This window comes from Archaeoglobus sp. (assembly GCF_017656475.1).
Lineage (GTDB): Archaea > Halobacteriota > Archaeoglobi > Archaeoglobales > Archaeoglobaceae > Archaeoglobus.
On record NZ_JACDNT010000031.1, the window covers coordinates 1 to 23094 of the forward strand.

Annotated in this window: 32 protein-coding genes and 1 tRNA gene; 12 read left to right on the forward strand and 21 right to left on the reverse strand. The window is 47.0% G+C overall.

Annotated features, from left to right (window positions below; all coding sequences use genetic code 11):
• From H0Z19_RS12060 to H0Z19_RS08960, 5 genes are all read right to left on the reverse strand, one after another.
• The coding region (locus H0Z19_RS12060) for an archaellin/type IV pilin N-terminal domain-containing protein (protein ID WP_365892647.1) at positions 1 to 59 on the reverse strand (59 nt) is incomplete at its 3' end.
• 145 nt (positions 60 to 204) lie between these two features.
• Complete coding sequence (locus H0Z19_RS08945) at positions 205 to 1548, reverse strand: mannose-1-phosphate guanylyltransferase/mannose-6-phosphate isomerase (protein WP_290725866.1); 1344 nt, start codon at positions 1546 to 1548, stop codon at positions 205 to 207.
• A gap of 70 nt (positions 1549 to 1618) precedes the next feature.
• Positions 1619 to 1690: transfer RNA gene (locus tag H0Z19_RS08950), tRNA-Arg, on the reverse strand.
• A 32-nt stretch (positions 1691 to 1722) separates the two neighbouring features.
• Positions 1723 to 2259, reverse strand: coding sequence for a FumA C-terminus/TtdB family hydratase beta subunit (locus H0Z19_RS08955; protein ID WP_290725868.1), 537 nt, complete (start codon positions 2257 to 2259; stop codon positions 1723 to 1725).
• Positions 2260 to 2263: 4 nt separating this feature from the next.
• Positions 2264 to 3082 (reverse strand): fumarate hydratase, encoded by an 819-nt coding sequence (locus H0Z19_RS08960; protein WP_290725870.1) that lies wholly within the window; start codon positions 3080 to 3082, stop codon positions 2264 to 2266.
• 80 nt (positions 3083 to 3162) lie between these two features.
• On the opposite strand from H0Z19_RS08960, the gene H0Z19_RS08965 reads away from it, so the two are divergent.
• The 4 genes from H0Z19_RS08965 to H0Z19_RS08980 are packed head-to-tail and all read left to right on the forward strand — an operon-like array spanning position 3163 to position 5647.
• Positions 3163 to 3711: a DUF429 domain-containing protein gene (locus H0Z19_RS08965; RefSeq protein ID WP_290725872.1), complete on the forward strand. Its 549-nt coding sequence runs from the start codon at positions 3163 to 3165 to the stop codon at positions 3709 to 3711.
• 30 nt (positions 3712 to 3741) lie between these two features.
• Complete coding sequence (locus H0Z19_RS08970; RefSeq protein ID WP_290725873.1) at positions 3742 to 4608, forward strand: damage-control phosphatase; 867 nt, start codon at positions 3742 to 3744, stop codon at positions 4606 to 4608.
• Positions 4605 to 5180, forward strand: coding sequence for a cysteine-rich small domain-containing protein (locus H0Z19_RS08975; RefSeq protein ID WP_290725875.1), 576 nt, complete (start codon positions 4605 to 4607; stop codon positions 5178 to 5180). The genes H0Z19_RS08970 and H0Z19_RS08975 overlap by 4 nt, the downstream gene beginning before the upstream one ends.
• Positions 5168 to 5647 (forward strand): rRNA maturation protein, encoded by a 480-nt coding sequence (locus tag H0Z19_RS08980; protein ID WP_290725878.1) that lies wholly within the window; start codon positions 5168 to 5170, stop codon positions 5645 to 5647. The genes H0Z19_RS08975 and H0Z19_RS08980 overlap by 13 nt, the downstream gene beginning before the upstream one ends.
• Here the strand turns inward: H0Z19_RS08980 and H0Z19_RS08985 are convergent.
• Genes H0Z19_RS08985 through H0Z19_RS09000 form a run of 4 tightly spaced genes read right to left on the reverse strand, consistent with a single transcriptional unit; the run spans position 5610 to position 7491 of the window.
• Entirely contained in the window at positions 5610 to 6050 is a 441-nt protein-coding gene (locus tag H0Z19_RS08985) for a bifunctional nuclease family protein (protein ID WP_290725880.1), read from the reverse strand. The two genes, H0Z19_RS08980 and H0Z19_RS08985, sit on opposite strands and share 38 nt — an antisense overlap.
• 41 nt (positions 6051 to 6091) lie before the next feature.
• Positions 6092 to 6592, reverse strand: a complete 501-nt coding sequence (locus tag H0Z19_RS08990) for a deoxyuridine 5'-triphosphate nucleotidohydrolase (RefSeq protein ID WP_290725884.1) — start codon at positions 6590 to 6592, stop codon at positions 6092 to 6094.
• A 19-nt stretch (positions 6593 to 6611) separates the two neighbouring features.
• Entirely contained in the window at positions 6612 to 6956 is a 345-nt protein-coding gene (locus H0Z19_RS08995; RefSeq protein WP_290725887.1) for an SWIM zinc finger family protein, read from the reverse strand.
• Positions 6940 to 7491 (reverse strand): DUF2150 family protein, encoded by a 552-nt coding sequence (locus H0Z19_RS09000; protein ID WP_290725890.1) that lies wholly within the window; start codon positions 7489 to 7491, stop codon positions 6940 to 6942. The genes H0Z19_RS08995 and H0Z19_RS09000 overlap by 17 nt, the downstream gene beginning before the upstream one ends.
• A 71-nt stretch (positions 7492 to 7562) precedes the next feature.
• Between H0Z19_RS09000 and H0Z19_RS09005 the strand changes: the two genes are divergently transcribed.
• A complete protein-coding gene (locus tag H0Z19_RS09005) occupies positions 7563 to 7874 on the forward strand; it encodes a DUF5611 family protein (RefSeq protein ID WP_290725893.1) in 312 nt (103 codons plus the stop codon).
• Here the strand turns inward: H0Z19_RS09005 and H0Z19_RS09010 are convergent.
• From H0Z19_RS09010 to H0Z19_RS09045, 8 genes are all read right to left on the reverse strand, one after another.
• The gene (locus tag H0Z19_RS09010) at positions 7871 to 8842 is read right to left on the reverse strand and encodes a bifunctional N(6)-L-threonylcarbamoyladenine synthase/serine/threonine protein kinase (RefSeq protein ID WP_290725896.1); all 972 of its coding nucleotides are present in this window, start codon (positions 8840 to 8842) and stop codon (positions 7871 to 7873) included. The two genes, H0Z19_RS09005 and H0Z19_RS09010, sit on opposite strands and share 4 nt — an antisense overlap.
• Positions 8839 to 9006 (reverse strand): 30S ribosomal protein S27ae, encoded by a 168-nt coding sequence (locus H0Z19_RS09015; RefSeq protein WP_290725898.1) that lies wholly within the window; start codon positions 9004 to 9006, stop codon positions 8839 to 8841. The genes H0Z19_RS09010 and H0Z19_RS09015 overlap by 4 nt, the downstream gene beginning before the upstream one ends.
• Positions 9007 to 9018: 12 nt before the next feature.
• On the reverse strand, positions 9019 to 9375 hold the full coding sequence (locus H0Z19_RS09020; RefSeq protein WP_290725900.1) for a 30S ribosomal protein S24e: 357 nt from the start codon (positions 9373 to 9375) through the stop codon (positions 9019 to 9021).
• A 1-nt stretch (position 9376) separates the two neighbouring features.
• Complete coding sequence (locus H0Z19_RS09025; protein WP_290725902.1) at positions 9377 to 9937, reverse strand: GTP-dependent dephospho-CoA kinase family protein; 561 nt, start codon at positions 9935 to 9937, stop codon at positions 9377 to 9379.
• Positions 9934 to 10122: a transcription elongation factor subunit Spt4 gene (spt4, locus tag H0Z19_RS09030; protein ID WP_010878612.1), complete on the reverse strand. Its 189-nt coding sequence runs from the start codon at positions 10120 to 10122 to the stop codon at positions 9934 to 9936. Before spt4 ends, H0Z19_RS09025 begins: the two co-directional genes overlap by 4 nt.
• Positions 10122 to 10691 (reverse strand): DNA-directed RNA polymerase, encoded by a 570-nt coding sequence (gene rpoE / locus H0Z19_RS09035; protein WP_290725907.1) that lies wholly within the window; start codon positions 10689 to 10691, stop codon positions 10122 to 10124. Before rpoE ends, spt4 begins: the two co-directional genes overlap by 1 nt.
• Before the next feature lie 135 nt (positions 10692 to 10826).
• Positions 10827 to 12152, reverse strand: coding sequence for a type III ribulose-bisphosphate carboxylase (gene rbcL, locus H0Z19_RS09040; RefSeq protein ID WP_290725909.1), 1326 nt, complete (start codon positions 12150 to 12152; stop codon positions 10827 to 10829).
• Between the two features lie 31 nt (positions 12153 to 12183).
• Entirely contained in the window at positions 12184 to 13323 is a 1140-nt protein-coding gene (locus H0Z19_RS09045; protein WP_290725911.1) for a geranylgeranyl reductase family protein, read from the reverse strand.
• A 48-nt stretch (positions 13324 to 13371) separates the two neighbouring features.
• On the opposite strand from H0Z19_RS09045, the gene H0Z19_RS09050 reads away from it, so the two are divergent.
• Complete coding sequence (locus H0Z19_RS09050; protein ID WP_290725912.1) at positions 13372 to 13650, forward strand: hypothetical protein; 279 nt, start codon at positions 13372 to 13374, stop codon at positions 13648 to 13650.
• Complete coding sequence (locus tag H0Z19_RS09055; RefSeq protein ID WP_290725915.1) at positions 13647 to 14567, forward strand: radical SAM protein; 921 nt, start codon at positions 13647 to 13649, stop codon at positions 14565 to 14567. Before H0Z19_RS09050 ends, H0Z19_RS09055 begins: the two co-directional genes overlap by 4 nt.
• On the opposite strand, the gene H0Z19_RS09060 is transcribed toward H0Z19_RS09055, so the two are convergent.
• The 3 genes from H0Z19_RS09060 to H0Z19_RS09070 are packed head-to-tail and all read right to left on the reverse strand — an operon-like array spanning position 14564 to position 16440.
• Positions 14564 to 14824, reverse strand: a complete 261-nt coding sequence (locus tag H0Z19_RS09060) for a ubiquitin-like small modifier protein 1 (protein WP_290725916.1) — start codon at positions 14822 to 14824, stop codon at positions 14564 to 14566. The two genes, H0Z19_RS09055 and H0Z19_RS09060, sit on opposite strands and share 4 nt — an antisense overlap.
• The gene (locus tag H0Z19_RS09065; protein ID WP_290725918.1) at positions 14811 to 15989 is read right to left on the reverse strand and encodes an aminotransferase class I/II-fold pyridoxal phosphate-dependent enzyme; all 1179 of its coding nucleotides are present in this window, start codon (positions 15987 to 15989) and stop codon (positions 14811 to 14813) included. Before H0Z19_RS09065 ends, H0Z19_RS09060 begins: the two co-directional genes overlap by 14 nt.
• Positions 15949 to 16440, reverse strand: a complete 492-nt coding sequence (locus tag H0Z19_RS09070; RefSeq protein ID WP_290725919.1) for an Lrp/AsnC family transcriptional regulator — start codon at positions 16438 to 16440, stop codon at positions 15949 to 15951. The genes H0Z19_RS09065 and H0Z19_RS09070 overlap by 41 nt, the downstream gene beginning before the upstream one ends.
• A gap of 77 nt (positions 16441 to 16517) precedes the next feature.
• Here H0Z19_RS09070 and H0Z19_RS09075 point away from each other — a divergent pair, with 77 nt between their 5' ends.
• From H0Z19_RS09075 to H0Z19_RS09095, 5 genes are all read left to right on the forward strand, one after another.
• Positions 16518 to 17504: a YeiH family putative sulfate export transporter gene (locus H0Z19_RS09075; RefSeq protein WP_290725920.1), complete on the forward strand. Its 987-nt coding sequence runs from the start codon at positions 16518 to 16520 to the stop codon at positions 17502 to 17504.
• A complete protein-coding gene (locus H0Z19_RS09080) occupies positions 17501 to 19606 on the forward strand; it encodes a PAS domain S-box protein (protein WP_290725923.1) in 2106 nt (701 codons plus the stop codon). Before H0Z19_RS09075 ends, H0Z19_RS09080 begins: the two co-directional genes overlap by 4 nt.
• Before the next feature lie 106 nt (positions 19607 to 19712).
• Positions 19713 to 21191 carry a putative sulfate exporter family transporter gene (locus H0Z19_RS09085; protein WP_290725925.1) on the forward strand — a complete coding sequence of 493 codons (1479 nt, stop codon included), beginning with the start codon at positions 19713 to 19715 and terminating at the stop codon, positions 21189 to 21191.
• Positions 21192 to 21201: 10 nt separating this feature from the next.
• Positions 21202 to 21435, forward strand: a complete 234-nt coding sequence (locus H0Z19_RS09090; RefSeq protein WP_290725927.1) for a hypothetical protein — start codon at positions 21202 to 21204, stop codon at positions 21433 to 21435.
• A gap of 26 nt (positions 21436 to 21461) precedes the next feature.
• A complete protein-coding gene (locus H0Z19_RS09095; RefSeq protein WP_290725929.1) occupies positions 21462 to 21701 on the forward strand; it encodes a DUF5395 family protein in 240 nt (79 codons plus the stop codon).
• Between the two features lie 132 nt (positions 21702 to 21833).
• Here the strand turns inward: H0Z19_RS09095 and H0Z19_RS09100 are convergent, their stop codons facing one another.
• Positions 21834 to 22796 carry a radical SAM/SPASM domain-containing protein gene (locus H0Z19_RS09100; RefSeq protein ID WP_290725931.1) on the reverse strand — a complete coding sequence of 321 codons (963 nt, stop codon included), beginning with the start codon at positions 22794 to 22796 and terminating at the stop codon, positions 21834 to 21836.
• Between the last annotated feature and the right edge of the window lie 298 nt (positions 22797 to 23094).

Here is a 23094-nt window from a genome sequence, read left to right on the forward strand (position 1 = left end):
GCCACCATCAGTATCACGCCGATCACTGGCGACACACCCTTCTCATCCATTCTCCTCATCTCACCACCTCCTTAATGGGCCTTATAGCCCCCCATTAGCATTATTATTATAACAATAACAGGTATATAACCTTTTCGATTTAGCCCACTAAAAAGTGAAAAATTTTCACTTCAAGAATGAATGAAGGGCGGAAATCAATTGCCTTCACCTCCCAAAATCGTCCTCGAACCTCTCAATGTCGTCCTCCTCAAGGTACTCCCCTATCTGTATCTCTATTACCTCAAGTGGGACTTTTCCGGGGTTCTCTATCCTGTGAATCGCTCCTGCAGGGACAAAGGTGCTCTCCCCGCTTCTCAGCAGAACCTCTTCACCGTCAACAATTATTCTCGCAGTCCCCTTCACAACAACCCAGTGCTCGCTCCTGTGGTAGTGCCTCTGCAGGCTCAGCCTCTTCCCCGGCTTCACGGTTATCCTCTTTATCTTGTAGCCCGTGTTTTCCTCAAGCACCGTGTAGCATCCCCATGGTCTGTAGGCGGTTCTGTGAACCTCGACCACCTTGTCATTCCTCTCTGCCAGCAGTTTGTATACCTCTCTGACCTTCTCCGCCTCTCCTCTTTTAGCAATTAGTAGTGCATCATCGGTGTCAATGATAATGGAATCCTCCACGCCAATTAAAGCCGTGAGTCGCTGAGTGATTACGAGGTTGTTTTTAGAGTCGATTGCTATGCAATTGTTGCTCTTGATTGCATTCCCCTCATCATCCCTCTCCATCACCTCGTAAATCGAGTCGAAGTTGCCGAGGTCGCTCCAGAAGGTGTTGATCGGCACCACAGCAACTCTCTCAGACTTCTCGAGAATTGCGTAGTCAATTGAAGCTTCTGGAATGTGCTCATACGCTTTCTCACCCTCCTCAAACACTTTCATGAATTCGGGAGCGTGCTTTTCCAGCTCTTCTACGAATATTTTAGAGTCGAAGACAAACATCCCGCTGTTCCAGAAGTAGCCTTTTGAGACATATTCCTCAGCAAGCTCCGCTGAAGGTTTCTCCTTGAACTGCTCAACCTCAAAACCGCCATCGAGCTTTTTTCCCGGCCTGATGTACCCGTAACCCGTGTGTGGTCTGGTTGGGGAAATTCCGAAGGTCACGAGGTGGCTGTCAGAGAGCTTTTCAGCAACCCTGAAAGCTCTCAGGTATCCTTCATCTGCCTCAATAAGGTGGTCTGATGGTAACACTGCAAACTTTCCCTCTCCCGCGACTTTAATGCCGAGACAGATTGCGGGGAGTGTGTTCTTTGCCTCGGGTTCCAGAATCACGTTCTCTTCAGGGATTTTTACGCCCAACTCTTCCAGATCGTCGAGAACTCTGAAGCGGTATTCTTTGTTCGTAATCACGTAGATTTCATCAGGTGAGGAGTGATATAGAGCCCTTCTAACGGTTTTCTGAAATAGAGATTCGGAGAAGAGCTTGATGAACTGCTTCGGCATGAGTTCCCTGCTAAGAGGCCAGAGCCTAGTCCCCTTCCCTCCTGCAAGTATCAGCGTTTTCATGCTCAGAATTGGTGAGATTAATAAAAGATTTTTTGCATCGCTATGTTCGAGATGGAAAAACAGAAAATCACGCCCCCGCCGGGAATTGAACCCGGGTCTGTGGCTCCGAAGGCCACCAGGATATCCACTACCCCACGGGGGCTCTAAAATCAAAAGCAAAAGAAATTAAAAAATTTACCTTCTGTAAAGGCTGTTTCCGTGTGCGTCAATCGCCACAATGCACGGTCCGAATCGCTCAACCTCAAAAAGCCACACAGCCTCCGGCATTCCCAAGTCTTCCCAAACAACGCCCTTTACTCTTTTGATGCTCTGCGACGCCAATGCCCCTGCACCTCCAGTAAAGGCCAGATAAACTGCTTTACCTCTCATCGCATTAACAACCTCGTCGCTCATACCTCCCTTGCCTATTATCGCCATGCACTCAACTTTCTCCAGAATTTTCGGCGTAAAGGGGTTCATTCTCGCCGAGGTTGTTGGCCCGGCTGAGACAACTCTCCATTCACCGTTTTTCTTAACTAAAGGCCCGCAGTGGTAAACCACCCCCCTGTCGAAGCTGAAAGGCAGCTCCTTTCCCTCATCCATCCATTCCAGCGCTCTCGCATGCGCCTCATCTCTGGCAGTGAAAATCTCCCCCGTGACGTAAACCGTATCCCCAACCTTCAACTTCAAAATCTCCTCCCTGCTAAGGGGCGTTTTAAGTTCATACTCCATGTTATCACCTCAAAACAACCTCAGCCCTCCTGTTAGCCCAACACTGTATGTTCACCGCAACTGGTAGAGAAGCGGTGTGGCAGTGTCCCATCTCAACCAAAACCGCTAAAGCAGTGTTTTTTCCTCCAAGCCCCATCGGCCCAATTCCTAGCTCGTTCACAGCTTCAAGCATCTCCAGCTCAAACTCATCCATCTCCAGCACATTCTTCAGCAATGCTTTTTTGGCGAGCTTTGCAGCACCGTCGAAGGTTCCACCTATCCCCACTCCAACGAAAACTGGAGGACAAGGTTTTCCTCCCGCCTTTTTAACATTTTCCACCACAAACTCCTTTATCTTATTCACCTCAGTCGGCAGCATCATCTTCAAAGCAGAGACGTTCTCACTTCCCGCCCCCTTTGGCATAACTACCATTCTAAGTTCGTCTCCCTCAACCAAATCAACGTTTATCTGAGGTACGTTCATTCCTGTGTTGTCCCCACTGTTCTCTCTCGTAATTGGATGGACAGCATTTGGTCTCAGCGGTATCTCCGCTGTAGCCTTTCTTACACCCTCAACTATCGCTGCTTTTAGGTCAAAGTCCAGACACAGCTCTCTGCCGACACTCACGAAGAAGACGGGGATGCCGGTGTCCTGACACATCGGAACGCCAAGCTTCTTCGCCGCATCAATGTTCTTAAGTATCGCCTCAAGATTCCTCTTCGCGATTTCGTTGTCTTCAGACTCGTACGCCTTTTTTATCGCCTTCACGACATCATCGGGAAGTTCAGTGTGTGCTTTTCTTAAGGCAAAAACCACCGCCTCAACCACATCATTATATTCCATGAACTTACTCTGCACCACACTTAAAACAGTAGCGGTTTTGCTCAAGGTAAAGGATTTAAAATATCGCACAAAATATTAATGTGTACTGTGGAATAGATGTCGGGCTCAAGAAAAGTCATGCAGCCCTGATTTCAGACAGGCTTGAGTTCATTGGGGATTACGAGGAAGTCGAACTGGAAAGGGTTGAGGTTGCTGGCATAGACGCTCCCCTAACTTTTCCCGCAAGAGGAACGCTCAGAGAGTGCGAGAGGTTGCTTCTGAAGATGGGGATTAGGCTTTTTCCCTCAGGGGCCCCCTTCTTCAGAGGTATTGCGCTCAGGGGAATGGAAATCGCTGAAAGGTTGAGAAAGATGGGCATAGAAGTTTACGAGGTCTATCCATACGCAACGAGGGTTATTCTGAACATCGCCCCAAAGGCAAAGAAGCAAACAAAGAGCGGGCTTGAGGCGATAAGGGCGGAGCTTTCAAAGTGGGTGGAGGTTCCAGAACTCTCACATGATGAAGTCGATGCTGTCATTGCAGCGCTTACAGTGAAGCTCTACACTGAGGGCAGGGGTGTTAAGCTTGAGGGGATTGACGGCTCTATAGTTGTGCCGAAGGGTAGAGTGCAGCTAAGCCTCAATCCATAAACTTTAAATCAGAACTGCCAAAGGTTGGACATGAAAATTTCACCTCTCTGCCCTTCATGCCTTCTCGGCAGAGTATATTACGAGGCAAAACTTGTCACAGATGATGAAGCAGTGATATCGAAATGTGTGGAGGATTCGCTGAAAATTCTGGCAGAAAATTATTCCCTCCGCCCCATTAACGCTCATCTTGCTACAAGAATCCACCGCAGAGTTTACGAGATTCTGGGGGTTGATGACCCCTACGCAGAGGTGAAAAGGAGGGCCAATGAAGTTGCAAAGCAGGTTCTGCCCTTTGCTGAGAAAATTGTTCAGGGGGCAGAGGACTCTTTCAGAACCGCTGTAATTGTCTCAATTACAGGTAACAACTTCGATTACGGTGTACAGGGACATAAGGTGGTTGAGAAGGAGTTCAAAGAGTTCCTACAAAGGATGCTTGGGGAGGGGCTCAGGATTGACGACACCGACAGAATCAGGGAGCTTTGCAGCGGGAAGGTCGTATATCTGACAGACAATGCCGGCGAGATATTCTTCGACACCATACTGATGAATGAAATTAAAAAGCGGTGCGAGAGGTTGAGCGTTGTTGTGAGGGGGAAGCCAATAATCAGCGACGCCACGCTTGAGGATGCTATGCTTGCGGGGGTTGACAGAATAGCGGATGAAGTCCTCACAAACGGAAAAGGGGCCATAGGTATTATAATGGAAGAACTGCCTGAAGAGACCAAGCAGAGGCTGAATGAGGCGGACTTGATAATAGCAAAGGGCATGGCCAACTACGAGTGTCTATCCGATGTTGATCTCAGGCCAATAGCTTTCCTTCTGACAGCCAAATGTGAGCCGGTTGCGAATGATATTGGTGTAGAGGTTGGGGACATGGTCGCGAAGGTGGTCGAATGAACCCGAGAGAAAGGGCTCTGATTGACCTGTTCGCTGCAATGGAGGGGCTTTCAGGCCCGGCATTCGAGTGCACTTACTATCCATGTCACTACAACGAGCAGGACTGCTCGCTCTGCTACTGCCCGTTCTACCCCTGTTTGATGTACCGCCTCGGAGGAGAGATCATCATTTCATCAACTGGAAAATACGTCTGGAGCTGCAAAAACTGCCACTGGATTCACGAAAAAGAGAACGTTGAAGAGATTCTGGCGTACTTCTCCTCCTTCTCGCGCCAGTTGCTGGTGGAGGCGGACTGGAAGTTCTTCTCGAGGAGCCTCCAGGAAATCCTCTTTGGCGAGGAAATCGGATTTGAGAACGGTATGGCATATGACCTAACTCCAGCCAACATTTACGGCTTTGAATGTGAGCCCCTGCCAGAAGGGCAGTTTCTGGATGTCTTCATTGGGGACTTCATGATCACACGCATCAGAAAGCTAAGCGATCCAGAGAGGGCAGAGGGCATTATAATTCCGGAGAAATCTGGAAGGACTCTTATAGGTTATTTAGATGGATTCGTACAATGTACCTTCTGACAACGTCCAGAAAGCCCGGAAGAAAAACGAGAAGATTTGCCAAAGTTCTGGCGAGATTTTTCAACTGGAGATACATCAACAGAGGAAAGCTTAGCCTCGAAGACCTCAGCAACCTTTCTGAAGCTTTCTGGATTATCTCAGAAGTTAAGGGGAATCCGGCAATTTTGACACTCTACGAGAAGTGCGAGAAGAGGCTTGAAATAAGCTTCACACTCAGCAATGTCAAAAAGCTTAAAATGGATGACAGTGCGGTTGTCTTTCAGGGAAAACTGCCATTCGACCCCGTTATTTTCGGAGCGATTCCGCAAACGAAAGCCGGAATAAAGCTGGCGAGAAAGGTTGACTTCAGAAAAAGAGTGGTTGTCAAGGGAAACGAGTGGTTGTTTTTTTATGACGAAGAAATGATTTTCAAGCTCAGAGTTTTGAGAATCATTCAAAACTTTCGCCAAAGTCCACGAACTCCTTAGGTATCTCGTCCTCTCCTGCCTCGTCCATCACTTCCTCCTCGACGAAAATCGGACATGCTGTTCTTATTGCAATTGCGATGCTGTCGCTCGGCCTCGCATCGATCTCAATGGTTTTATCGTTCTGACTCAAAATCAACCTCGCATAGAACGTGTTATCTATAAGGTCGTCAATAATCACCTTTTCAATTTTGGCATTCAGCTTTCCGATTATATCAACAAGCAGGTCGTGAGTCATTGGCCTCGGAGGGACAAATCCACGGAGGGCTGAGTATATCGAAAAGGCCTCCGCATGGCCGATATAGATGGGCAGAACTCTCCCATCTTCAGTTCTGAGTACAACTACCGGTGTAAGACCAAATGCCGTTTTTACACCAAACAGCCCGTAAACTTCAGCTACTAACACAAAATCTGGTATGTCAATTAAATATTAAATACTTTCCCACGCTAAATGTTCTCCCCCTTATAAACACCCTCGTACCCCTTGGTCGGTGAAGAGAGCCTCATGAAGACCAGTTGAACTATTCTCGCGTTCCTTGAAAGCCAAATTCCGTATTCGTTGTGCACCACTATGCCAACCTCACTCCTACCCTCGTACCCGGCATCCCAGACTGCTGTGAGTACGTTGGCCCCACACCTTACAAGCGTTGACCTCGGTCGAGCTATTGCCATAATATCTTTTCCAAGCTTTACAACCTCGTTCAGTCTCGCCCTGTAAACACCCTTTGGCAGGTAAACCCAATCCCTGAACTCTATCTCCTCAAGCTCCGGCAGCTCCCTTCTGCTGTTGTCGAAGTCTACTCTGCCACAACCTCTCAGCCTGTAAACACTCCTGAGCGTGCAGTCAAATCCGTTGGGCTGAATCTGCGTTTCAAGGTCGATGTAATCCCTGATTAACCCCTCCTCCAGAATCAGCTTCCTGATTTCCTCCGCAGAAAGAACTGTCATGAAACAAATTTGACGCATGCTATTTCTTTTTTTTCAAAATGTCATCAGGGTAGTCGACATAGTACGCATCAACGCGATCGTAATTTCCCGTTATTTTCGCAATCTCAACTGCGATAATGTGCGCACACGGAGATTTGCCCTTCAGATTCACAAGGAAGTCGGGACAGGTGCAGAAGTTTCCCTCAACAATATATTCTTCCTTCCCCACCACGACAAAAAAGTCCCTGTACTTCTTTACTCTTCTATCTTTCAAATACTCAAAGGCCTTATCTCCTCTCTTACCAAAATTTAACAAAAGAGCCTTGTAAAGTTCATATTCACTGCCACTCTTTGCAGCCTTTTCAACTTCACTCGGTAGAGGCATCTATCTTGCTTAGCTCGATAACTGAGCTTATGGCATCTATACCATCAATCCAGCTTATTATCGCGCTCTCTTCCGGAACGTCGAGCTCAGGAAGCTGCTCGCCTTTAATGACTTTCGCCCCCATCAAAGCGACTGCGTTCAGCGAAGCCTCATAGTCCCCTTTCTGCTCCTCTTTCAGAGCATCCTTTAGCAATCTGTCGAAGTTCTTTTTGCTGATTTTTCCTTCAAAGTAGAGCTTGAAGGACTGCAGAACCGCCTTGATGCTCTCAAGTGTGTACTGGAAAAGTTCGTTTTTTAGCTCATCACTGAAATCGTGATTCGGGAGAATCTCGAAAATCCTCTCTATTTCCTTTACAGCGTCAGCCTTCTTGATTTCTCTCTCTTTAACTGCCCTAACCATGCTCAGGCAGGCTATAATGACGTCTTCAAGCATCTGGTCGAATACGGCAAAGGTTTCGGGGTTATTTTCATCGAGTTCAGTTTCAGCTATCTTGCTTATCCAGTTGCTGAACCTCGACTGGCTGTAGAACTCCATACTCTTAAAGCTGATATTAAGGTTATAAGGATTTTGACAAAAATTTTTCAACTCCTCTCTTAAGGAATGACATGCGTGAGTACAGGTTCAAAAGGGGGTTCAAGCCAACCGCTGAAAGGTTAGAGGAGATGCTAAACAAGCACTTCGGTGGTTTTGAGTTTGATGGGGAATACTACCTCGTGAAAAACTTCGGGGCAATTGAGGTTCTAAAGCTGAAGCTTGAGAACAAAAGGCTGTATGCAGAATCAAAGACGAAGCTTACGGATGACGAGACCGCTTTGAAGACGCTCAAGACCTACAACAGGTTCCTTGAGGAGCTAACAGGATACACAGCCAAGGAAAGGCAAAAGCTGATGAAAAAGGAGGCTGAGAAAGAGGATTAATCCCATTTTACCTCAACATCTTCTATTCTAAAATCTGGCCTAACGTAGGATTTTTCGATTGGAGTCTGGTAACCGTGTTTGTACATCAGCAGTCCGGTGTATGCAATCATTGCTCCATTATCTCCCGCAAGCTCCTTCGGTGGAACAAAGAACCTTGCTCCTCTGTCCTCGCACATTATTCTGAGCATTTCCTGCAGCCTTCTGTTCGCAGCAACTCCCCCAACGAGCAGAACTTCATCGAGATCGAGGTAGGCAAGAGCTCTCTCCGTCACCTCAGTCAGCATCGCAAAGGCAGTCTCCTGAAAGCTGAGAGCAACGTCTTCCTTTGCAACTCCCGAATCGTAGAGTCTCTGTGCTGCAGTCACCATACCGCTGAACGAGAAGTCCATTCCCTTCACAACGTACGGCAAGAGGTGGTAATTTTTGCCCTTCTTTGCCAGCTCCTCTATCTTTGGCCCTCCCGGATGCCTGAGTCCCATGTGCCTCGCGAGCTTGTCCAAAGCATTTCCGATCCCTATGTCGAGCGTCTCGCCGAACACTCTGTATCTGTTTCCCCTTCTCGCTATAACCTGGCTGTTTCCACCGCTTACGTAGAGAGAAACGGGGTTTTTGGCTTCAGTTTTCCACCTTCCAACCTCAACGTGAGCAAGGCAGTGGTTAACACCGACAAGCGGCTTTTTCAGCTTTACCGCCAAAAGCCTCGCGGCAGTTGCAACAACTCTCAAGCATGGCCCCATTCCGGGGCCTTGGGAGAATGCAACAACATCTATAGAGTTCTTATCCACTTTCTCAAAAACTCTTGAAAGTAAGGAGGGAAGCCTCTCACTGTGGTGCTGCGAGGCCTCTCTCGGATGTATTCCCCCCTCCTTCGGGATGTAGGGGTCATTTTCGAGAACTATAACGTCCTCTTCGTCAACAACGCCTATGCTCAAGCTCCAGGCAGTGCCCTCTATTCCGAGAGCAATCATTTCTTCTTGAACTCTGTGTAACCGCACTTACCGCAACTAAGTCTATCCTTGTGCTCGGCTAAGAAAACTCCCTCACCACATCTCGGACAGAACTTCCTCTTCCTTACGACCTTCTCTCCCTTTATCTCATAATACCTGTGAATGCTTTCCGCACCCTTCGCCATCTTTCCACCTCCTCACTCCTCGGCTGCTTCAGCTTCTTCAGCCTCTCCCGACTCTTCAGCTTGTTCTTCAGCCTGTTCCTCTGCCGCCTGCTCCTCAACCTTGTTCCTCTCAATTATGTGCTCTTCCTCAATTTTCTGTAAATCTTCAATTGTATCGTAAATTTTAACGTAACACCTTGCTTCCGTTTTTCCGAACTCAGTTTTTATGTAGTCCACAACAGCCCTCTCTGGCTCAGCGTTCATCAATCCCGCAATCTTCGCCCTGACTTCGCTTCTCGACGGTGTTTTACCTTCAAAGCTCAGTCTGCAGTAAACCTCCCTTCTCTTCAGCAGAGGATTGTACCTCTCTTTCTCGACGTAAACCTCCAAGTCAATCACCTCCCAGCAGATACTTCAACTCATCACACTCCCCAACTACCTCCATCTTGCTAAGCAGGTGGAGTATTAGAATTTTCTTCTCCTCGTCAACTTTCAATGCAACAACTCCCTCTCCCGGTTGACCGTAAACGATTACAGCTCCCAGGGGCAGCAATTTTACAAGGGGAACAACAGCCAAATCTTCTTCACCATCAACAAACACGAGAACTTTCTTCTCACCTTCACACGCTTCCAAGGCTTTTAGCAATGCCGATATTAGCTCGCACGAAATGTGGGCTGGGGGATTTGTTGTCTCGATTATCTCGTCAAACACTTCCTTTTCGAACTCAACATTTTCCTCTCTGAGCGTTTTACCATCTGCAACTGCCAGATCCGGAATCAGTCCAACCTTTATGGCTGAGGCAGTAACCAGATCCCCAACGGTGCAAAAAAGCTCTGCCTCGGGGATTTCTTTTACCTCAAGAAGCAGTTTTTCACCTTTTCCCCTGTAAAGCTTTCCGTGTGGCTTTGCAAACTCTCCACGCATGCTTTCGGGAAGTCTAATCCCCTTCATCCTACCCTCAAGGCGTATTTGCCGGGAATTTTTATTTCGAGTCTTTTTGCTATCTCACTCTTCTCTGGGTCAACGATAACCACATATCCATACCACTCCTTCGTTAAATCTGTGCTACCGCAGTTCCTGCATATGTTTGTGTCCACGTTTATGAATCTGCAGTTCTTGCACGCAAGCTCTGCCATTAAGCCTCACGCTCCTTCATCAGCTTCTCAATCTCCTCTTCAATCCACTTCAAAGCCCCAAGCCAGGGCTGTCTCATCGTTAACCCTATCTTGCTCTTCTCAGGCTCCCTCTCCTTAAGGCTGAGGGAGACGATTCTTGCCCTAACTTTATCTCCCTCCTGAAGGGCCTTCTTGGTCTCTCTGCCCACAAGCCTCTTGTTCTTCTCATCGAACACCATGTAGTCATCTGTAACCTGACTCATGTGCAGAAGAGCGTCAAAAGGCCCGATGGAAACGAAAGCTCCGAACTCCACGATTTCGATCACTTCGCCTTCAACAACTTCCTGATGGAGCGGTCTGAAGCAGATCGCGTTGAAGACAACATCAAAGTAAACTCCTCCATCTCCTTCAATTATTCTACCCTCTCCAATCTCCTCTATGCTCTCAATTCCAATAATCATACCGTACTCTCTGTCGAGCCTGCCCTCGAATTGCTCCCAGAGGAGAGAGTTGATTACCTTCTCAATATCCTCTCCAAGCTTTGAAGGGGGAACCCTTACAGTATCTCTGAGTTTTATACGAGCATACATAAAATCATCACCGCAGCTTTTGCTGAGTCGGGAAGCCATATAAATTTAACTAAGCAAATTTTTTGTGATATCATAAATTATTTTCACAACTCAGAACTAAACCAAGGAAGGGCTTCTTGCTTCAACATGATCAGCTCAGATTGGCGATACTCTGCCCCACTTGCTGAGTGCTGCCTCAAGCTCAGGATGCTGCTTTGCATACTCCTCAAGAGGTATCCCGTTGATAATTGCATCCAAAGCCTGTCTCACGGCCTTTGCTCCTGCTCTCGCTCCATTGGGATGGCCCAGAACTCCTCCTCCAACCTGGATGACGATATCACTACCAAGAGCCTCGATCACGGGCTCAAGGTTTCCTGGATGCAAACCTCCAGATGACACTGGCATTGCTGGCTTAATGTGGTGGAACTCTTGGGGCAGATGGAAAACATCCCCCTCATCCGGACTGTAGTTTTCCTCCCTGAAAATCCTCGCATTCTGCACCGTTTCCCACTTCTTCCCTTCAAGTTTTCCCGCTCCAGCAGTGCCGATATGAAGCTGGTCGATACCGATAATGCGGTAGAGCTTTGCGAGAACGAACATAGAGACGCCGTGGTAGGGGTTTCTTGTGAATGCAGCGTGCATAGCTCTGTGTCCGTGAATTGCCAAACCGTGGTCAGCTGCCATGTCTCTTATGTACTCCAAAGCTCCCCAGCCCGTGACTACAACATCAACCATTACATGTGGATTGCCAAGTTCTGCTACGAGCTTTAACCTCCTCTCCATCTCCCTGACATCTGAAGTGATGTTCGCAAACCATGATTTCCTCTCTCCAGTTTCGGCCTCAACTTTCTCTATGACTTTCATTATCCTCTCCGCCCTCTCCTCAAACTTGCAGTAATCGGGGCTTGTTAGATTCTCATCGTCCTTGATGTAATCCATACCACCTGTAAAAAGCTCATAAGCGAGCTTTTCCAGCTCTTCCGCTGAGTACCCAACCTTTGGTTTGGGAACCGTTCCTACAATCGGCCTGTCTTTTACTCCAAAAATTTTCTTCACTCCATCTCTTCCCTTTCCAGGTCCCTTAAAATCCTTCAAGAACTTTTCAGGCAGATAGATGTCCTCTAATCTTAATCCCTCAACCCTCCTCATTCCAAAAACGTTTCCAGCTATCGAAGCAAGCAAACCCGGCATGTTATGTCTTTCGAAAAGCGCAACTGGGTAGGCGATTCTAACAAGATAGCTCCCATCTCCAAGATCAGTGAAGTGGTAGGCTCTCGCTGAGAGTTCCTTAACTCTCTTCTGATCATACCAGGAATGCAGAGATGTCCATGTTCCCGTGCTGCTTTCAGCAGCAACAGCGCCAGCAGCATCCTCAATACTGAAGCCTTCAGCAGGCTTTACCCGGAAAACTGCCACAACATCTTCCCTGTCCGGCTCATAGCCTGTATCAACATACTCTCCGTATATCTCAAATTCTCCCATAACCTCACTCACCCAAGGCCTAAATAAAGGTTTAGACGACTCTCTGCAAAATAGGGGTGAGATGTGAGATAAGCCTAACCTTCCACGGAATTCTGCACCGCAGTATTTTCTCCATATCGGAGTTCGTTGCGAAAGACAGGATTCTGCTGATCCTCTTATCACTGTCCGAGAATTTGTCCCAGAGGTTTTTGAGGAAATAGGCGTTCATCAGCGGCTGGTAAAGGTATTTCTTCCAGAGACTGTCGTAGAACTGCAGGTCATTCTCTCCCTCGAAGAACCCGTTTATTGTCCTTGCCGCTGCATTCCCGGCCACCATTGCAGTAGGAATCCCCCCGCCAGTGTGGCTTATCACCATGCTCGCCGCATCGCCTGCAAACAGAACGTTCATCTTTACCGCACTCTCTAATGGCCTATCGACAGGAACAACCGCACCGATTTCGCTTACGATCTCAGCATTTTTCAGAAAAGGAGAGGAGTACGGATACTCCCTTACGAAGTAATCCAGAGCTTTTACGATGGTGTCCCCCTTATCGGCATATCCGGGCCTGAATCCTATGCCGACGTTGGCCACTCCATTCCCCTTCGGAATTATCCACGCATAAGCTCCGGGAGAGATTTTTTTACCAATGTACATGTAAACAACATCTTCATCGCTTTCCACGCCTTTCATCACATACTGCTTTGCCGGCGAGATTTCAGGTCTTGGCATTCCCATCGCTTTTGCGATCTTGGAATTCGGCCCGTCGGAAGCAACGTAAACTTCAGCCCCAATCTCACCATCTTCCAGAATGAGCTTTCCGTCCCTGAAGTCCTTTATCCTTCTTTTGAGCATAATTTTATGCCCGCTCTCCTCCGCAACCGTCTGAATCATCTCGTCTCTCCTGACAACATGAAACTCAAAATCAATCTCGAAAGTTTTCCCGTTTGGTAAAACGAAGTGAACCTGTTTTGTAAGATTGCTCTCAAATCTTTTCGGGATGTCGAAGAGGCTGCAATCGTCAAGGTTTGGAAGAAGAGCCTTCATCTCCTTTTTTGTTGGTATGATCTCACCACATTCCACGGGATAGCCGAGTTTTTCCCTCTTGTCAATCCCAACAACCTCAAGGGATTTGCTTAATCCCCTCAGGGCAAAAGCACCTGCAATTCCAACTCCTGCAACGGCAACGTCCATGCTCAAAGAGTTGCATCAACTTTTTAAAGTTTTCACCAAACTTGTTATATGGAAAAGCTCGCTGCAAAAGTGCTGGAGAACTTTGAATTCCTCAAAAAAATGCTGAGGGAAAGAGGAGAATGTAGGGAGAATGAAATCACAATTTACGATGACCCCCTTACGATAGTTGTTAGGAGGGGGAGGATTGACTTCTACGTTGGTGAGGAGTTTCACGGCAGCGTGGGAAAGAATTTCTGCACCCTGAGTGAAGTTGTGATAGAGGAGGCAAGGCTCTGGCTTGAAGGTCTGGCTGGAATGAAGTTCAAGAGATACGCGGTGAGAAAATGATGTACGACTTCCCGCCCTTCCGCCCCCCAAGTGAAGCAGGAAGTTACCTGATAAGGGCCGTTAGGGGATGTAACTGGAACAAGTGCGCCTTCTGTGCGATGTACAAGGGAATGAAGTTTGAGCTAAGGAAGAAAGAGGACGTTTTTAGAGATATAGATAACATCCCTAAATACTTCCCCTTTTCCAGAACCGCTTTCATCGGAGACTCCAATCCGCTTATCCATCCCGATATAGCCGAGATAATCAGGTACCTGAGAGAGAAGAGGAGAGAGGTTGAAAGGGTTACAGCCTATGCGAGAATAAAAACCGTTGCCAAAATGCCTGAGAGCAGGCTGAGAGAGATTAAGGAAGCTGGCTTAACAAGGCTCCACATGGGTCTTGAGAGCGGGGACAGAGAGGTCCTTGAACTCGTGCAGAAGGGGATAAAGCCGGAAGATGCGGTTGAGGCTGGCAGAAAAGCGAGGAAATACTTCGAAGTTACCTACTACGTAATGACCGGCTTGGGTGGGAAGGAGAGGAGTGAGAGGCATGCGGTCAACACAGCGAGTGTTATTAATGAAGCAAAGCCGACATTCGTGAGGGTGAGGAACTTCACGGTTATCGAGGGCACACCCATTGAGAGGCTAATTGGAAAGGAGATAACACTTCTGAACGCGAGAGAACAGCTTGAAGAGTTAAAAAAGCTGATTGAAGGTATAAAAGTCGAGACTTTCTTCACATGCGACCACGTCTCGAACTACCTTTTCACCAGAAACGGCCCGATATTCTTCGGAGTTCACGGCAGATTGCCCGAGGAGAAAGGCCATATGCTGGAGCAGATAGAGGATGCATTAAAAACTGTAGAAATTCTTGAAGAGAGTGGAGAAAAGGTGCTTACGAGCAACGACATGTACAAGATGGGGCTGATTACACTTTAACCCCCACTTACCGGCGGGAATACTGCAACCTCATCGTCATCCTTCAAGGGATAGTTTAACTCTCCCCGAACGTTCTTTCCGTTAACCATAATGTTTACGTAGTCCTTCAGCCTCCCTTTCTCGTAAAACAGGCTTTCAAGCTTCGGGAACATCTTGGCCAGCTTCTCCAGCAACTCCCCAACACTGCTCGCCTCAACTTCAACCTCTTTAACTCCCGCAGCCTCCCTGAAGTTTGCAAAAAGCTTAACCCTTGCCATACTCCTCAACAAACTCCTTTATCCTGTCCATAGCTTCCTTGAGCTTGTCAAACTTGACAGCGTAGGCAAGTCTGATGTAACCCTCCCCGCACTCGCCAAAAGCGCTGCCCGGAACAACCGCAACGTTCTTCTTCATCAGCAACCCTTCAGCAAACTCCTCGCTCGACATACCTGTTGAGGATATCTTCGGGAAGGCGTAAAACGCCCCTTCAGGCTTCTTAATCTCGAAAATCTCACTCAACCTCTTGACAACAAAGTTCCTCCTTCTCATGTACTCTGCCCTCATTCTGTCCACTTCATCCAGACTCTTCAAGGCTTCAATCGCACCGATCTGGCCTGTAATTGGAGCACAGAGCATGCAGTACTGATGGATTTTAAGCATTCCTGCGAAGATGTCCGGAGGGGCAATGACGTAGCCAACTCTCAGTCCAGTCATTGAAAAGGCCTTAGAGAAGCCGTTAAACACCACAACTTTGTCCTCCATGCCGTTCAGCGCAGCCAGAGATACGTGCCTTCCTGAGTATGTTAGCTCAGCGTAAATCTCATCAGAGAGAACAATCAGGTCAAGCTCGTTGACCGCATCCGCAATCTCCTCAAGCTCCTTTTTTGAGTAGCTAACCCCAGTTGGGTTTGCGGGATAGTTTAGCACAAGTATCTTTGCATTCGCTTCCTTATACTCCATCAGCATGTCATAGTTCAGCTTGAAGTCGGGAACGGTTGGAATCGTGATCGCTTCTCCCCCACATATCTCCACGAGGGGTTTGTAGCTCACGTAGCATGGTTCAGGGATTAGGGCTGCGTCTCCAGGCTCAATTAGCGTTCTTATGGCAAGATCAACCCCCTCGCTGACACCAGCAGTAATAATAATCTGTTCTGGCATCGCTGTAACTCCAAATCTTGTGTAGTACTCCGCTATCCCTTCCCTCAGCTCAGGGAGGCCAGTGTTTGAGGTGTAAGAGGTGTACCCCTTTTCGAGGGAGTATATCATCTCCTCCCTTACCCTCCACGGAACGGGAAAGTCCGGCTCACCAACACCAAGGCTGATCACATCATCCCTTCCAACCACTAAGTCGAAGAAACGCCTGATTCCGGATGGTTTCAGCTCTTCAACCCTTCTCGCAACTCTACGGGACAAAGGCAAGCCTCCTGTCTCCCTCTTCTTCAAACAGGTTTACGCCTTCCTCCTTATAGGTTCTGAGAACGAAATGGGTGAACGTATCTCTGACCTCAGGAATCGTGGATATTTTTTCAGCGACAAAAAATGCTACGTCCTTCAGGCTTTTGCCCTTCACAACAACCTGAAAGTCGTACTCCCCGCTCACAAGTCTGACAGCATGCACTTCCGAGAACTTTGCAATCCTTTTAGCAATGTCATCATATCCCTTCTCTCTCGTCAGAGAGACTTTAACGTTTATGAGGGCGTAAACAAAATCCTCCTGAACCTTCTCCCAGTCAACAATTGTCTTGTACTTCAGAATCACTCCATCTTCCTCGAATTTCTTTATTATCTCCTTGACTCTATCAACTGGAAGGGCCAGAATCTCGGCTATTTCCTCATCCTTCATTCTTGCATTTTCCTCAAGCAGCCTGAGAACTTCAAGCTCAACGCTCTCCACGTTGCAGCTTCAAAGTAATTGTATTTAAAATTACTCCCAAAACAAATTTTATATATGTTGGACGAGACTATTTAAAGATGCGAGAAACGGTCAAACTTATTGAAGTAGCCAGAGAACTTCCCGTTTCGAGAAAAGATTTGCAGATGCTTTTGCTGCTTTTAGTTTGCGGTCTAATGGCATACCTAATAAGTATTGCAAATCCGGCCCTTGAACCACTGTTTCTGGCACTGGTGTTTGGCATAATAGCGGGAAATCTTCAGAAAGACGGGGAGAAGGGGAAAATAGCTGAGCGATACGTCCCCGTACTTCTTCCAGTAGGAATAACCTTATACGGCGTAAACATTAACATCCCCTACTTGGGTGGATTTCATCCCGAAGTCGTGGCTGCAACGCTCATTTCTGCCTCATTGATCTTTTTAGCCGTTTTCTGGATTTCATCTCGCTTAAAACTCAGCAAGCAGATGTCTGTACTGCTTGCATGCGGTAGTGGGATTTGCGGGGTTTCGGCAATAGCCATTATTTCTCCACTGATAAAACCAAAAAAAGAGGAGTTTTCAGCGGCAATTATGATAATAACAGCCGTAGGGCTTACGGGAGCGATAATCTATCCAACAATAGCCCATTTCACCAACATCTCCCCTGAAAAGTTTGCTGTTCTTTCTGGAGCTACGCTTCATCAAACGGGGATCGTTAAAATCTCCTCCCAGCTTTTTGGTGTTGAAGAAGAGGCCCTTGCAATAAAGGGGATTAGGATAGCAATGATAGCTCTCGTCGTTCTGGTTCTTTCAATCATCTACTCGGAAAGCAGGTTTTACGTGCCATGGTACATAGTCAGCTTTCTTGGAGTGGCTTTGTTCTCCTCAACATATCTTCCAAGCGGAATCGTTCAGAGTTTGAGGCCCTTGGCTACTGTGATGTTCGCAACAACTCTTGCAGCCATTGGTTACACGGTAAACGTGGGGAAGGTTCAGAGGGCTGGCATTAGGCCACTGATTGCAGCCTATGCGGGCTGGATGGTGGGAGTTGTGTTTATCATGCTCGTGATTGGGAGTGGTGTGTTATGAGGGTGTTTGTCAGGTTTGTACTGCTTTTTACAATCATATCTGCGATCTCCCTCGTTCTCGGAATTTCGCTTGTAGAGGTCGGCGTTAGCCCCTCTTACTACGCCTATGTTTTGATTGTCGTTCTCATCATATCTCTCTTCTCTGCAGGCAGCATTCTCGAACCGGTTGAGGAGCTTAGAGACGCTTTCCAGAGCGCTGTAAGAGGGGAGATGAGGAGAGTAACACCTAAATCGTCCGACGAGTTTGGAGAGCTTGCTTCTGCATTTAACTGGATGATAGAAGAGCTGATAAGAGAAAAAAAATCGCTTGAGGAGAGTGAAAAGAGGTTTAGAAGCGTTGTGGAGGAGCTCGATGGATGGCTTTTCGAGCTTGACAGCCATCACAGAATTGTCTTCGCAACCGCCAATTTCAAAGAAAAATTTGGAGATGTGGAAGGCAAGTATGTGAGAGACGTCCTTGATAACTTCCCCATCGAGAAACTTGAATCAGGAAAATTTGAGTACGAAATAATCAAGGACGGTAAAATCATCCCCGTTGAGGTTGTGGTAAAGAAAGATGGAGAAATTTACAGGTGCCTTGCCAGAGACATATCGGGAAGAAGAAGAATAGAGCGTCAGCTTGCCTTCTTTAAAGGGATACTTGAGCACTCAGTTGATGCCATAGTTATCCTCGACGTTGACAGCAGAATCACCGTCTGGAACAGAGGGGCTGAGATGATGTTCGGCTATACTGCAGGGGAGGCGGTTGGAAAGCCCCTGAATTTCCTGATGCCGAAGGAACACTGGAGACAGTGCACTGAGAACTTCAAGAGGGCGGTTGTTGAGGGGCATGTTAAGGACATCGAAGCTCCGAGAATCAGGAAAGATGGGGAGCTAATAATTGTTGACCAGACTCTCACAAGCATTCACGACTCGAACGGAGAGGTTGTCGGTTTCGTTGCCATAATGAGGGATATAACAAAAAGGAAACGTGCAGAACTTGACCTCAAAAACTCATTGGAGGAGTTGGAGAAAAGAACAAGAGAGCTTCTGGAGGTTCAGAAAGAGCTTCAGCAGCTTGCAAGTATCGTTGAGAACTCCAACGATGCGATATACTCAGTAGACATCGTAGGAAGAATAAGAAGCTGGAACAGAACAGCAGAGAAGGTGTTCGGATGGAGCAAAGAAGAAGCTATAGGTATGGATGCCTCAGCACTCCTTCCTGAAGAGCTCAAGGGCGAAACAGAATTTATAATAAGACGGATAAGGGAGGGAGATTCCGGTCTGAGCTTCGAGACGAGGAGGCAGAGAAAAGATGGCACAGTTATCGACGTTGAGATAACCGTCTCTCCAATCCTCGATGAGCTTGGGGAGCTTTCCGGAATATCCATTATTGCAAGAGATATTTCCGAGAAGAAACGTGCTGAAAGAGAAGCGGAGAAAAGGATGTTCAAGTACGACGTTGAGAGGGGCAGAATTTACTTTGCCGATAACTTTGATCTGGCTGTTGACGTTATCAACGACCTCGTGAAGTGCGGTTATACAGGGAGAGTGATAAGCAGGCGCTATCCTGAGAATATCGGCGTTTGTGAGGACAACTACATTATGCTTTCGAGCAGAAAGATGAAGGGAACTCTCGATCCCGATCCGGAAAAAATATACAGAGAAATCATGTCCCTTCCAGGATGGAAGAATGCAGTGCTGCTGGACCTCGACTATCTTCTGGTAAAGAGAAATTTCGAGGAGGTATACGAGCTTATTCAGAGGCTCAAAGATGTGTTTTTCGTGTTGAACAAAGGAATTCTGATTGTTTGCTCAGAGAGTGATCTGGTGGGAGAGAGGGAATTCGAGCTGTTAAAAATGGAGTGCAGTGGAATAAAAAGCAGAAAAGTCGAAATTCCGGACGAGGTGTATGAGGTACTCAGGTTCATTTACTCCAAAAACAAAATTGGTGAGAGACCTTCTATAAAGGACGTGATGAATAACTTTGGCATAACCAGGAACACGGCAAAGAAAAGGGTTCAGCAGCTATTAGACAGAGGACTAATTAGAATTATTAAAGATGGTAGATTCAAGGTTATGGAGGTCACAGAAGATGGAAGACAGATAATGAGGGTTGCTTAACACTATTTGACGGTTTTTTTGACGATATTCTAATATTTGTTAAAATTCAAATTATGAATGTGGGATTTGTTGGTTAGTAGTGAGTAGTGGTTGAGAGGTGGTTAGTATGGCGGAAGAGAGAGGGATAGACTGGTCTTCGTTGTGGAAGAAAGAGGACTGGTGGGCCTTCTGGCTAGGAATGCTGTTGTTCTTCCTCTGCCTTGCGGCTGCATACGGAGCCGACATCATGGGATGGGTTGTGAAGGCAAACGTATGGGTTGATCCAGCGAAAGCAATGGCTCCATCATCGTCAAACTATGAGTTCTTAGGACCAATAGGCGCATGGATCGTTACGTACATAGTCCTGCTGATTCTGACCAGTATAGGAGCCGCAGCAATGGGTTGGAGAGTGAGCAAGTTCGCAGCAGGGTTTACAGTCATATTCTTCCTAACATGGATTTGCTGGGTTATAGGGCACAACGCATGGATTGCAGCAACAAAGCCTGAGGCATACAACCTACCATGGTCTGCTCACATGACTGGAGAGGCAGGTTACATCGTGGCACTGATTCTCGGTCTTCTGATAGGCAACTTTGCCAAGGGATTTGCAGAGCAGTTAAAGGAAGCTGCAAAACCTGAGTGGTTCATTAAGACTGCTATCGTGCTGCTCGGTGCAGTTGTTGGTCTGAAGGCACCGAGTGTTCCACCAGAAATACTGTACAACTTCCTCTTCAGAGGTCTCTGTGCTATCGTTGAAGCTTATCTGCTCTACTGGGCTCTGGTTTACTGGGTTGCAAGGAGGTACTTCGGCTTCAGCAGAGAGTGGGCTGCACCGCTAGCTTCTGGTATTTCAATCTGTGGTGTCTCAGCAGCCATAGCGACTGGTGGTGCTATTAGGGCGAGGCCAGTGGTTCCAGTTATGGTTGCATCGCTTGTCATTGTCTTTGCGGTCGTTGAGCTACTGTTCATACCTTTCCTTGCCGTTGAAACACTCTGGAACCAGCCTCTGGTTGCAGGAGCTTGGATGGGTCTTGCGGTAAAAACAGATGGAGCTGCTGCGGCAAGTGGTGAAATCGTTGATGCTTTGATTACTGGACTACACCCAGAATATGCGGCGCTTGAAGGCTGGATACTGAATGCAGCTATCATCACAAAGATATTCATTGACATCTTCATTGGTGTTTGGGCGTTCATCCTTGCGGTGATCTGGGTTTACTACATCGAGAGGAAGCCCGGAGAGAAGGTGGAGAAGCTCGAAATCTGGTACAGATTCCCCAAGTTCGTCATTGGTTACTTCCTGACCTTCCTGATAATACTCTACCTCGCTTCTGGAATCGCAGGGAGTGTGCCACCGGATCAGGTAAGTCAGGCTCTTGCTCCGATGAAACTCGCTGTAAGCAGTGAGATGAACGGATTCAGAAGGATATTCTTCGCACTGACCTTCTTCAGCATCGGATTGATTTCAGACTTCTCAACGTTACGCAGAGAAGGTATCGGCAGACTAGCACTGGTGTACTTCATATGCCTCTTCGGCTTCATCATCTGGATCGGACTGCTGATAAGCTGGCTGTTCTTCCACGATGTGCACCTACTGTTCCTGAAGTGAGGTGATGAAAATGGCGAGAAAAGAGCCATGTCCGAACTGTGGAGAAATGGCTGAAATAGTCTCAGAGGGTGATAGGGAAATACTCAGATGTGCCAAATGTGGGACTGAGAGAGTCATCGTGGGCAAAGAGGAAATTCTCCCAATAGAGAAAAAACTAGTTGCAGGGAGCATTATTCTGGCAATAATACTACTGGCCATTCTGTACTACGTAAGTTACCAGATGATTGCCCACATATACACTTAATTTTTTATTTTTTTAAAGTGAGTGCTATGAAGCTGAACTTTACGCTGAAATTTGCCGACACCTGGATTGCGGAAAACGAAGAGATTAGGGCTGAGGGGTCGTCCTTAGAGGAGCTTGACAAAAATCTCGCAGAGAAGCTGAGGAAAGCCGGATACAAAGGCAGGCTCGATATTCTAATGAAATTCGACTACTCCACGATCCCGGACTGGATGAGACAGTTTCATCCGCATTACTTCAACCGTAGGGTTGTTCTGGAGATCGACTAACCTTTTTCCCTACTCAGCCATTTTTGTACTCGTCAAATACTTCATTTGGAGTTGGATTCACCACTGGAACATCCCTCACCTCCGCATCAAGTTAGATAGAGGCTAAAACCAACTCTCCAGAAGCAAACCAAACTAAACCGACCATGCTTTGTAGCATGTCCTGCAAACCTCAGGCAGTGCGGGGAATTCCATGGGTAAGGATTGGTAGAGTATTTGAAGTCTTTTTTCGAATACATCCCTAATTGAGCCGTTTTTCCACTCATCAAAGCTTTTGAAGTAAACCTTCGGAACTTCAACTCTTTTGCCTCTGAAATATCTGACGATGTAATCTGACCGGGTGGGCAGGTGGAGATAAACGCAGGGGGCAATTTTACCATCAACGGTGACAAGACAGTTTTCTACTGGATTCTCAGCACACACCAGAGCTTCTTCAAGTTTGACGGGTTTCGCAACGAAGTTTATTCCAAGTTCTTTTGCCCTCTTTTCAGCTTCCTTTATTAAATCCAAAACGCCTGGATCTGGATTTTCACCGAAAACCTCCATACCCACAAGATTCTCTGACGGGATGTAGTCCATGTTGTTCGCAATAACCTCATCAGCACCGCACTCGTAAGCAAAGTCAACGATTTCTGGAAGCTTTCCAATCGTGCTTCTGAGCATCATCGTTGCTATCACGATTTTTGGCCTTTTATCTTGCTTCGAGACAAGCTTTATCCTCTCCTTCAGCTTTTCGAGTTCAAATCTCCTGACTGCCTTATGCTCCTCAGCACCGGCACTGGCTATTGATACAGCAAGGAGGTCGAGGTTGAGTATATCTTCAAGATGCCTGTCTATGAGAACGCCGTTGGTGGTCAGGCCAACCTTGCAGTGCTCTCTGGCAAATTCAATCATATCCCCTATTTTCGGGTTGAGCAAAGGTTCCCCCCATCCCTGAAGATGTGCGTAGCGGAACTTTTTGAAAGGAATGGACTCAAAAACATCCATTTCCATATCCATTGCGATCCATTCATTGCGGAAAACAGATTTGGGACACATCAGACAGTTGAGCTGGCATTTTGTGGAGACTTCAACCTGCACGAATCCGAGTTTTCCCATAAATACCTTGGTTTGAGAAACTTAATATTGGTTTCTCACCATACTGCTTGCCTCTTTAGTATGATGAGTTTCAGTTGGGGATACAGAAGTTTTAAATCGGTTTATTGTTTGAATAATTCGATCTAAAAAGTTCCCATAAATTTAGCAGAGTTGAAAGAGCTTTATTACAAAAGTTATCGAGAGTTTGGACACCAAGTAAAACCATGATAAATCTTATAAACAATAAAAAATCCTAATTAATCGTTTTAGGGTCCTTACCAAATCACATCTCAGCCAACCTCTGCAGTACCCTCTTTTC

Bases quoted from the DNA above. Each gene is read 5' to 3' on its own strand.
- H0Z19_RS08990 (WP_290725884.1), bottom strand. From the start codon at position 6,592: ATGACAGTTCTTTCTGCGGAGGAAATCAGGAAGCTGATTCTGGAGGAG.
- rbcL (WP_290725909.1), bottom strand. From the start codon at position 12,152: ATGGGAGAATTTGAGATATACGGAGAGTATGTTGATACAGGCTATGAG.
- H0Z19_RS09075 (WP_290725920.1), top strand. From the start codon at position 16,518: ATGCGAGAAACGGTCAAACTTATTGAAGTAGCCAGAGAACTTCCCGTT.
- H0Z19_RS09050 (WP_290725912.1), top strand. From the start codon at position 13,372: ATGGAAAAGCTCGCTGCAAAAGTGCTGGAGAACTTTGAATTCCTCAAA.
- H0Z19_RS08960 (WP_290725870.1), bottom strand. From the start codon at position 3,082: ATGGAATATAATGATGTGGTTGAGGCGGTGGTTTTTGCCTTAAGAAAA.
- H0Z19_RS08945 (WP_290725866.1), bottom strand. From the start codon at position 1,548: ATGAAAACGCTGATACTTGCAGGAGGGAAGGGGACTAGGCTCTGGCCT.
- H0Z19_RS09055 (WP_290725915.1), top strand. From the start codon at position 13,647: ATGATGTACGACTTCCCGCCCTTCCGCCCCCCAAGTGAAGCAGGAAGT.
- H0Z19_RS09085 (WP_290725925.1), top strand. From the start codon at position 19,713: ATGGCGGAAGAGAGAGGGATAGACTGGTCTTCGTTGTGGAAGAAAGAG.
- H0Z19_RS08980 (WP_290725878.1), top strand. From the start codon at position 5,168: ATGTACCTTCTGACAACGTCCAGAAAGCCCGGAAGAAAAACGAGAAGA.
- H0Z19_RS09010 (WP_290725896.1), bottom strand. From the start codon at position 8,842: ATGATTGCTCTCGGAATAGAGGGCACTGCCTGGAGCTTGAGCATAGGC.
- H0Z19_RS09100 (WP_290725931.1), bottom strand. From the start codon at position 22,796: ATGGGAAAACTCGGATTCGTGCAGGTTGAAGTCTCCACAAAATGCCAG.
- H0Z19_RS08975 (WP_290725875.1), top strand. From the start codon at position 4,605: ATGAACCCGAGAGAAAGGGCTCTGATTGACCTGTTCGCTGCAATGGAG.
- H0Z19_RS09095 (WP_290725929.1), top strand. From the start codon at position 21,462: ATGAAGCTGAACTTTACGCTGAAATTTGCCGACACCTGGATTGCGGAA.
- H0Z19_RS09025 (WP_290725902.1), bottom strand. From the start codon at position 9,937: ATGAAGGGGATTAGACTTCCCGAAAGCATGCGTGGAGAGTTTGCAAAG.
- H0Z19_RS09045 (WP_290725911.1), bottom strand. From the start codon at position 13,323: ATGGACGTTGCCGTTGCAGGAGTTGGAATTGCAGGTGCTTTTGCCCTG.
- H0Z19_RS09060 (WP_290725916.1), bottom strand. From the start codon at position 14,824: ATGGCAAGGGTTAAGCTTTTTGCAAACTTCAGGGAGGCTGCGGGAGTT.
- H0Z19_RS09015 (WP_290725898.1), bottom strand. From the start codon at position 9,006: ATGGCGAAGGGTGCGGAAAGCATTCACAGGTATTATGAGATAAAGGGA.
- H0Z19_RS09080 (WP_290725923.1), top strand. From the start codon at position 17,501: ATGAGGGTGTTTGTCAGGTTTGTACTGCTTTTTACAATCATATCTGCG.
- rpoE (WP_290725907.1), bottom strand. From the start codon at position 10,691: ATGTATGCTCGTATAAAACTCAGAGATACTGTAAGGGTTCCCCCTTCA.
- H0Z19_RS09090 (WP_290725927.1), top strand. From the start codon at position 21,202: ATGGCGAGAAAAGAGCCATGTCCGAACTGTGGAGAAATGGCTGAAATA.
- H0Z19_RS08970 (WP_290725873.1), top strand. From the start codon at position 3,742: ATGAAAATTTCACCTCTCTGCCCTTCATGCCTTCTCGGCAGAGTATAT.
- spt4 (WP_010878612.1), bottom strand. From the start codon at position 10,122: ATGGCAGAGCTTGCGTGCAAGAACTGCAGATTCATAAACGTGGACACA.
- H0Z19_RS09000 (WP_290725890.1), bottom strand. From the start codon at position 7,491: ATGGAGTTCTACAGCCAGTCGAGGTTCAGCAACTGGATAAGCAAGATA.
- H0Z19_RS08995 (WP_290725887.1), bottom strand. From the start codon at position 6,956: ATGCCTCTACCGAGTGAAGTTGAAAAGGCTGCAAAGAGTGGCAGTGAA.
- H0Z19_RS08955 (WP_290725868.1), bottom strand. From the start codon at position 2,259: ATGGAGTATGAACTTAAAACGCCCCTTAGCAGGGAGGAGATTTTGAAG.
- H0Z19_RS09005 (WP_290725893.1), top strand. From the start codon at position 7,563: ATGCGTGAGTACAGGTTCAAAAGGGGGTTCAAGCCAACCGCTGAAAGG.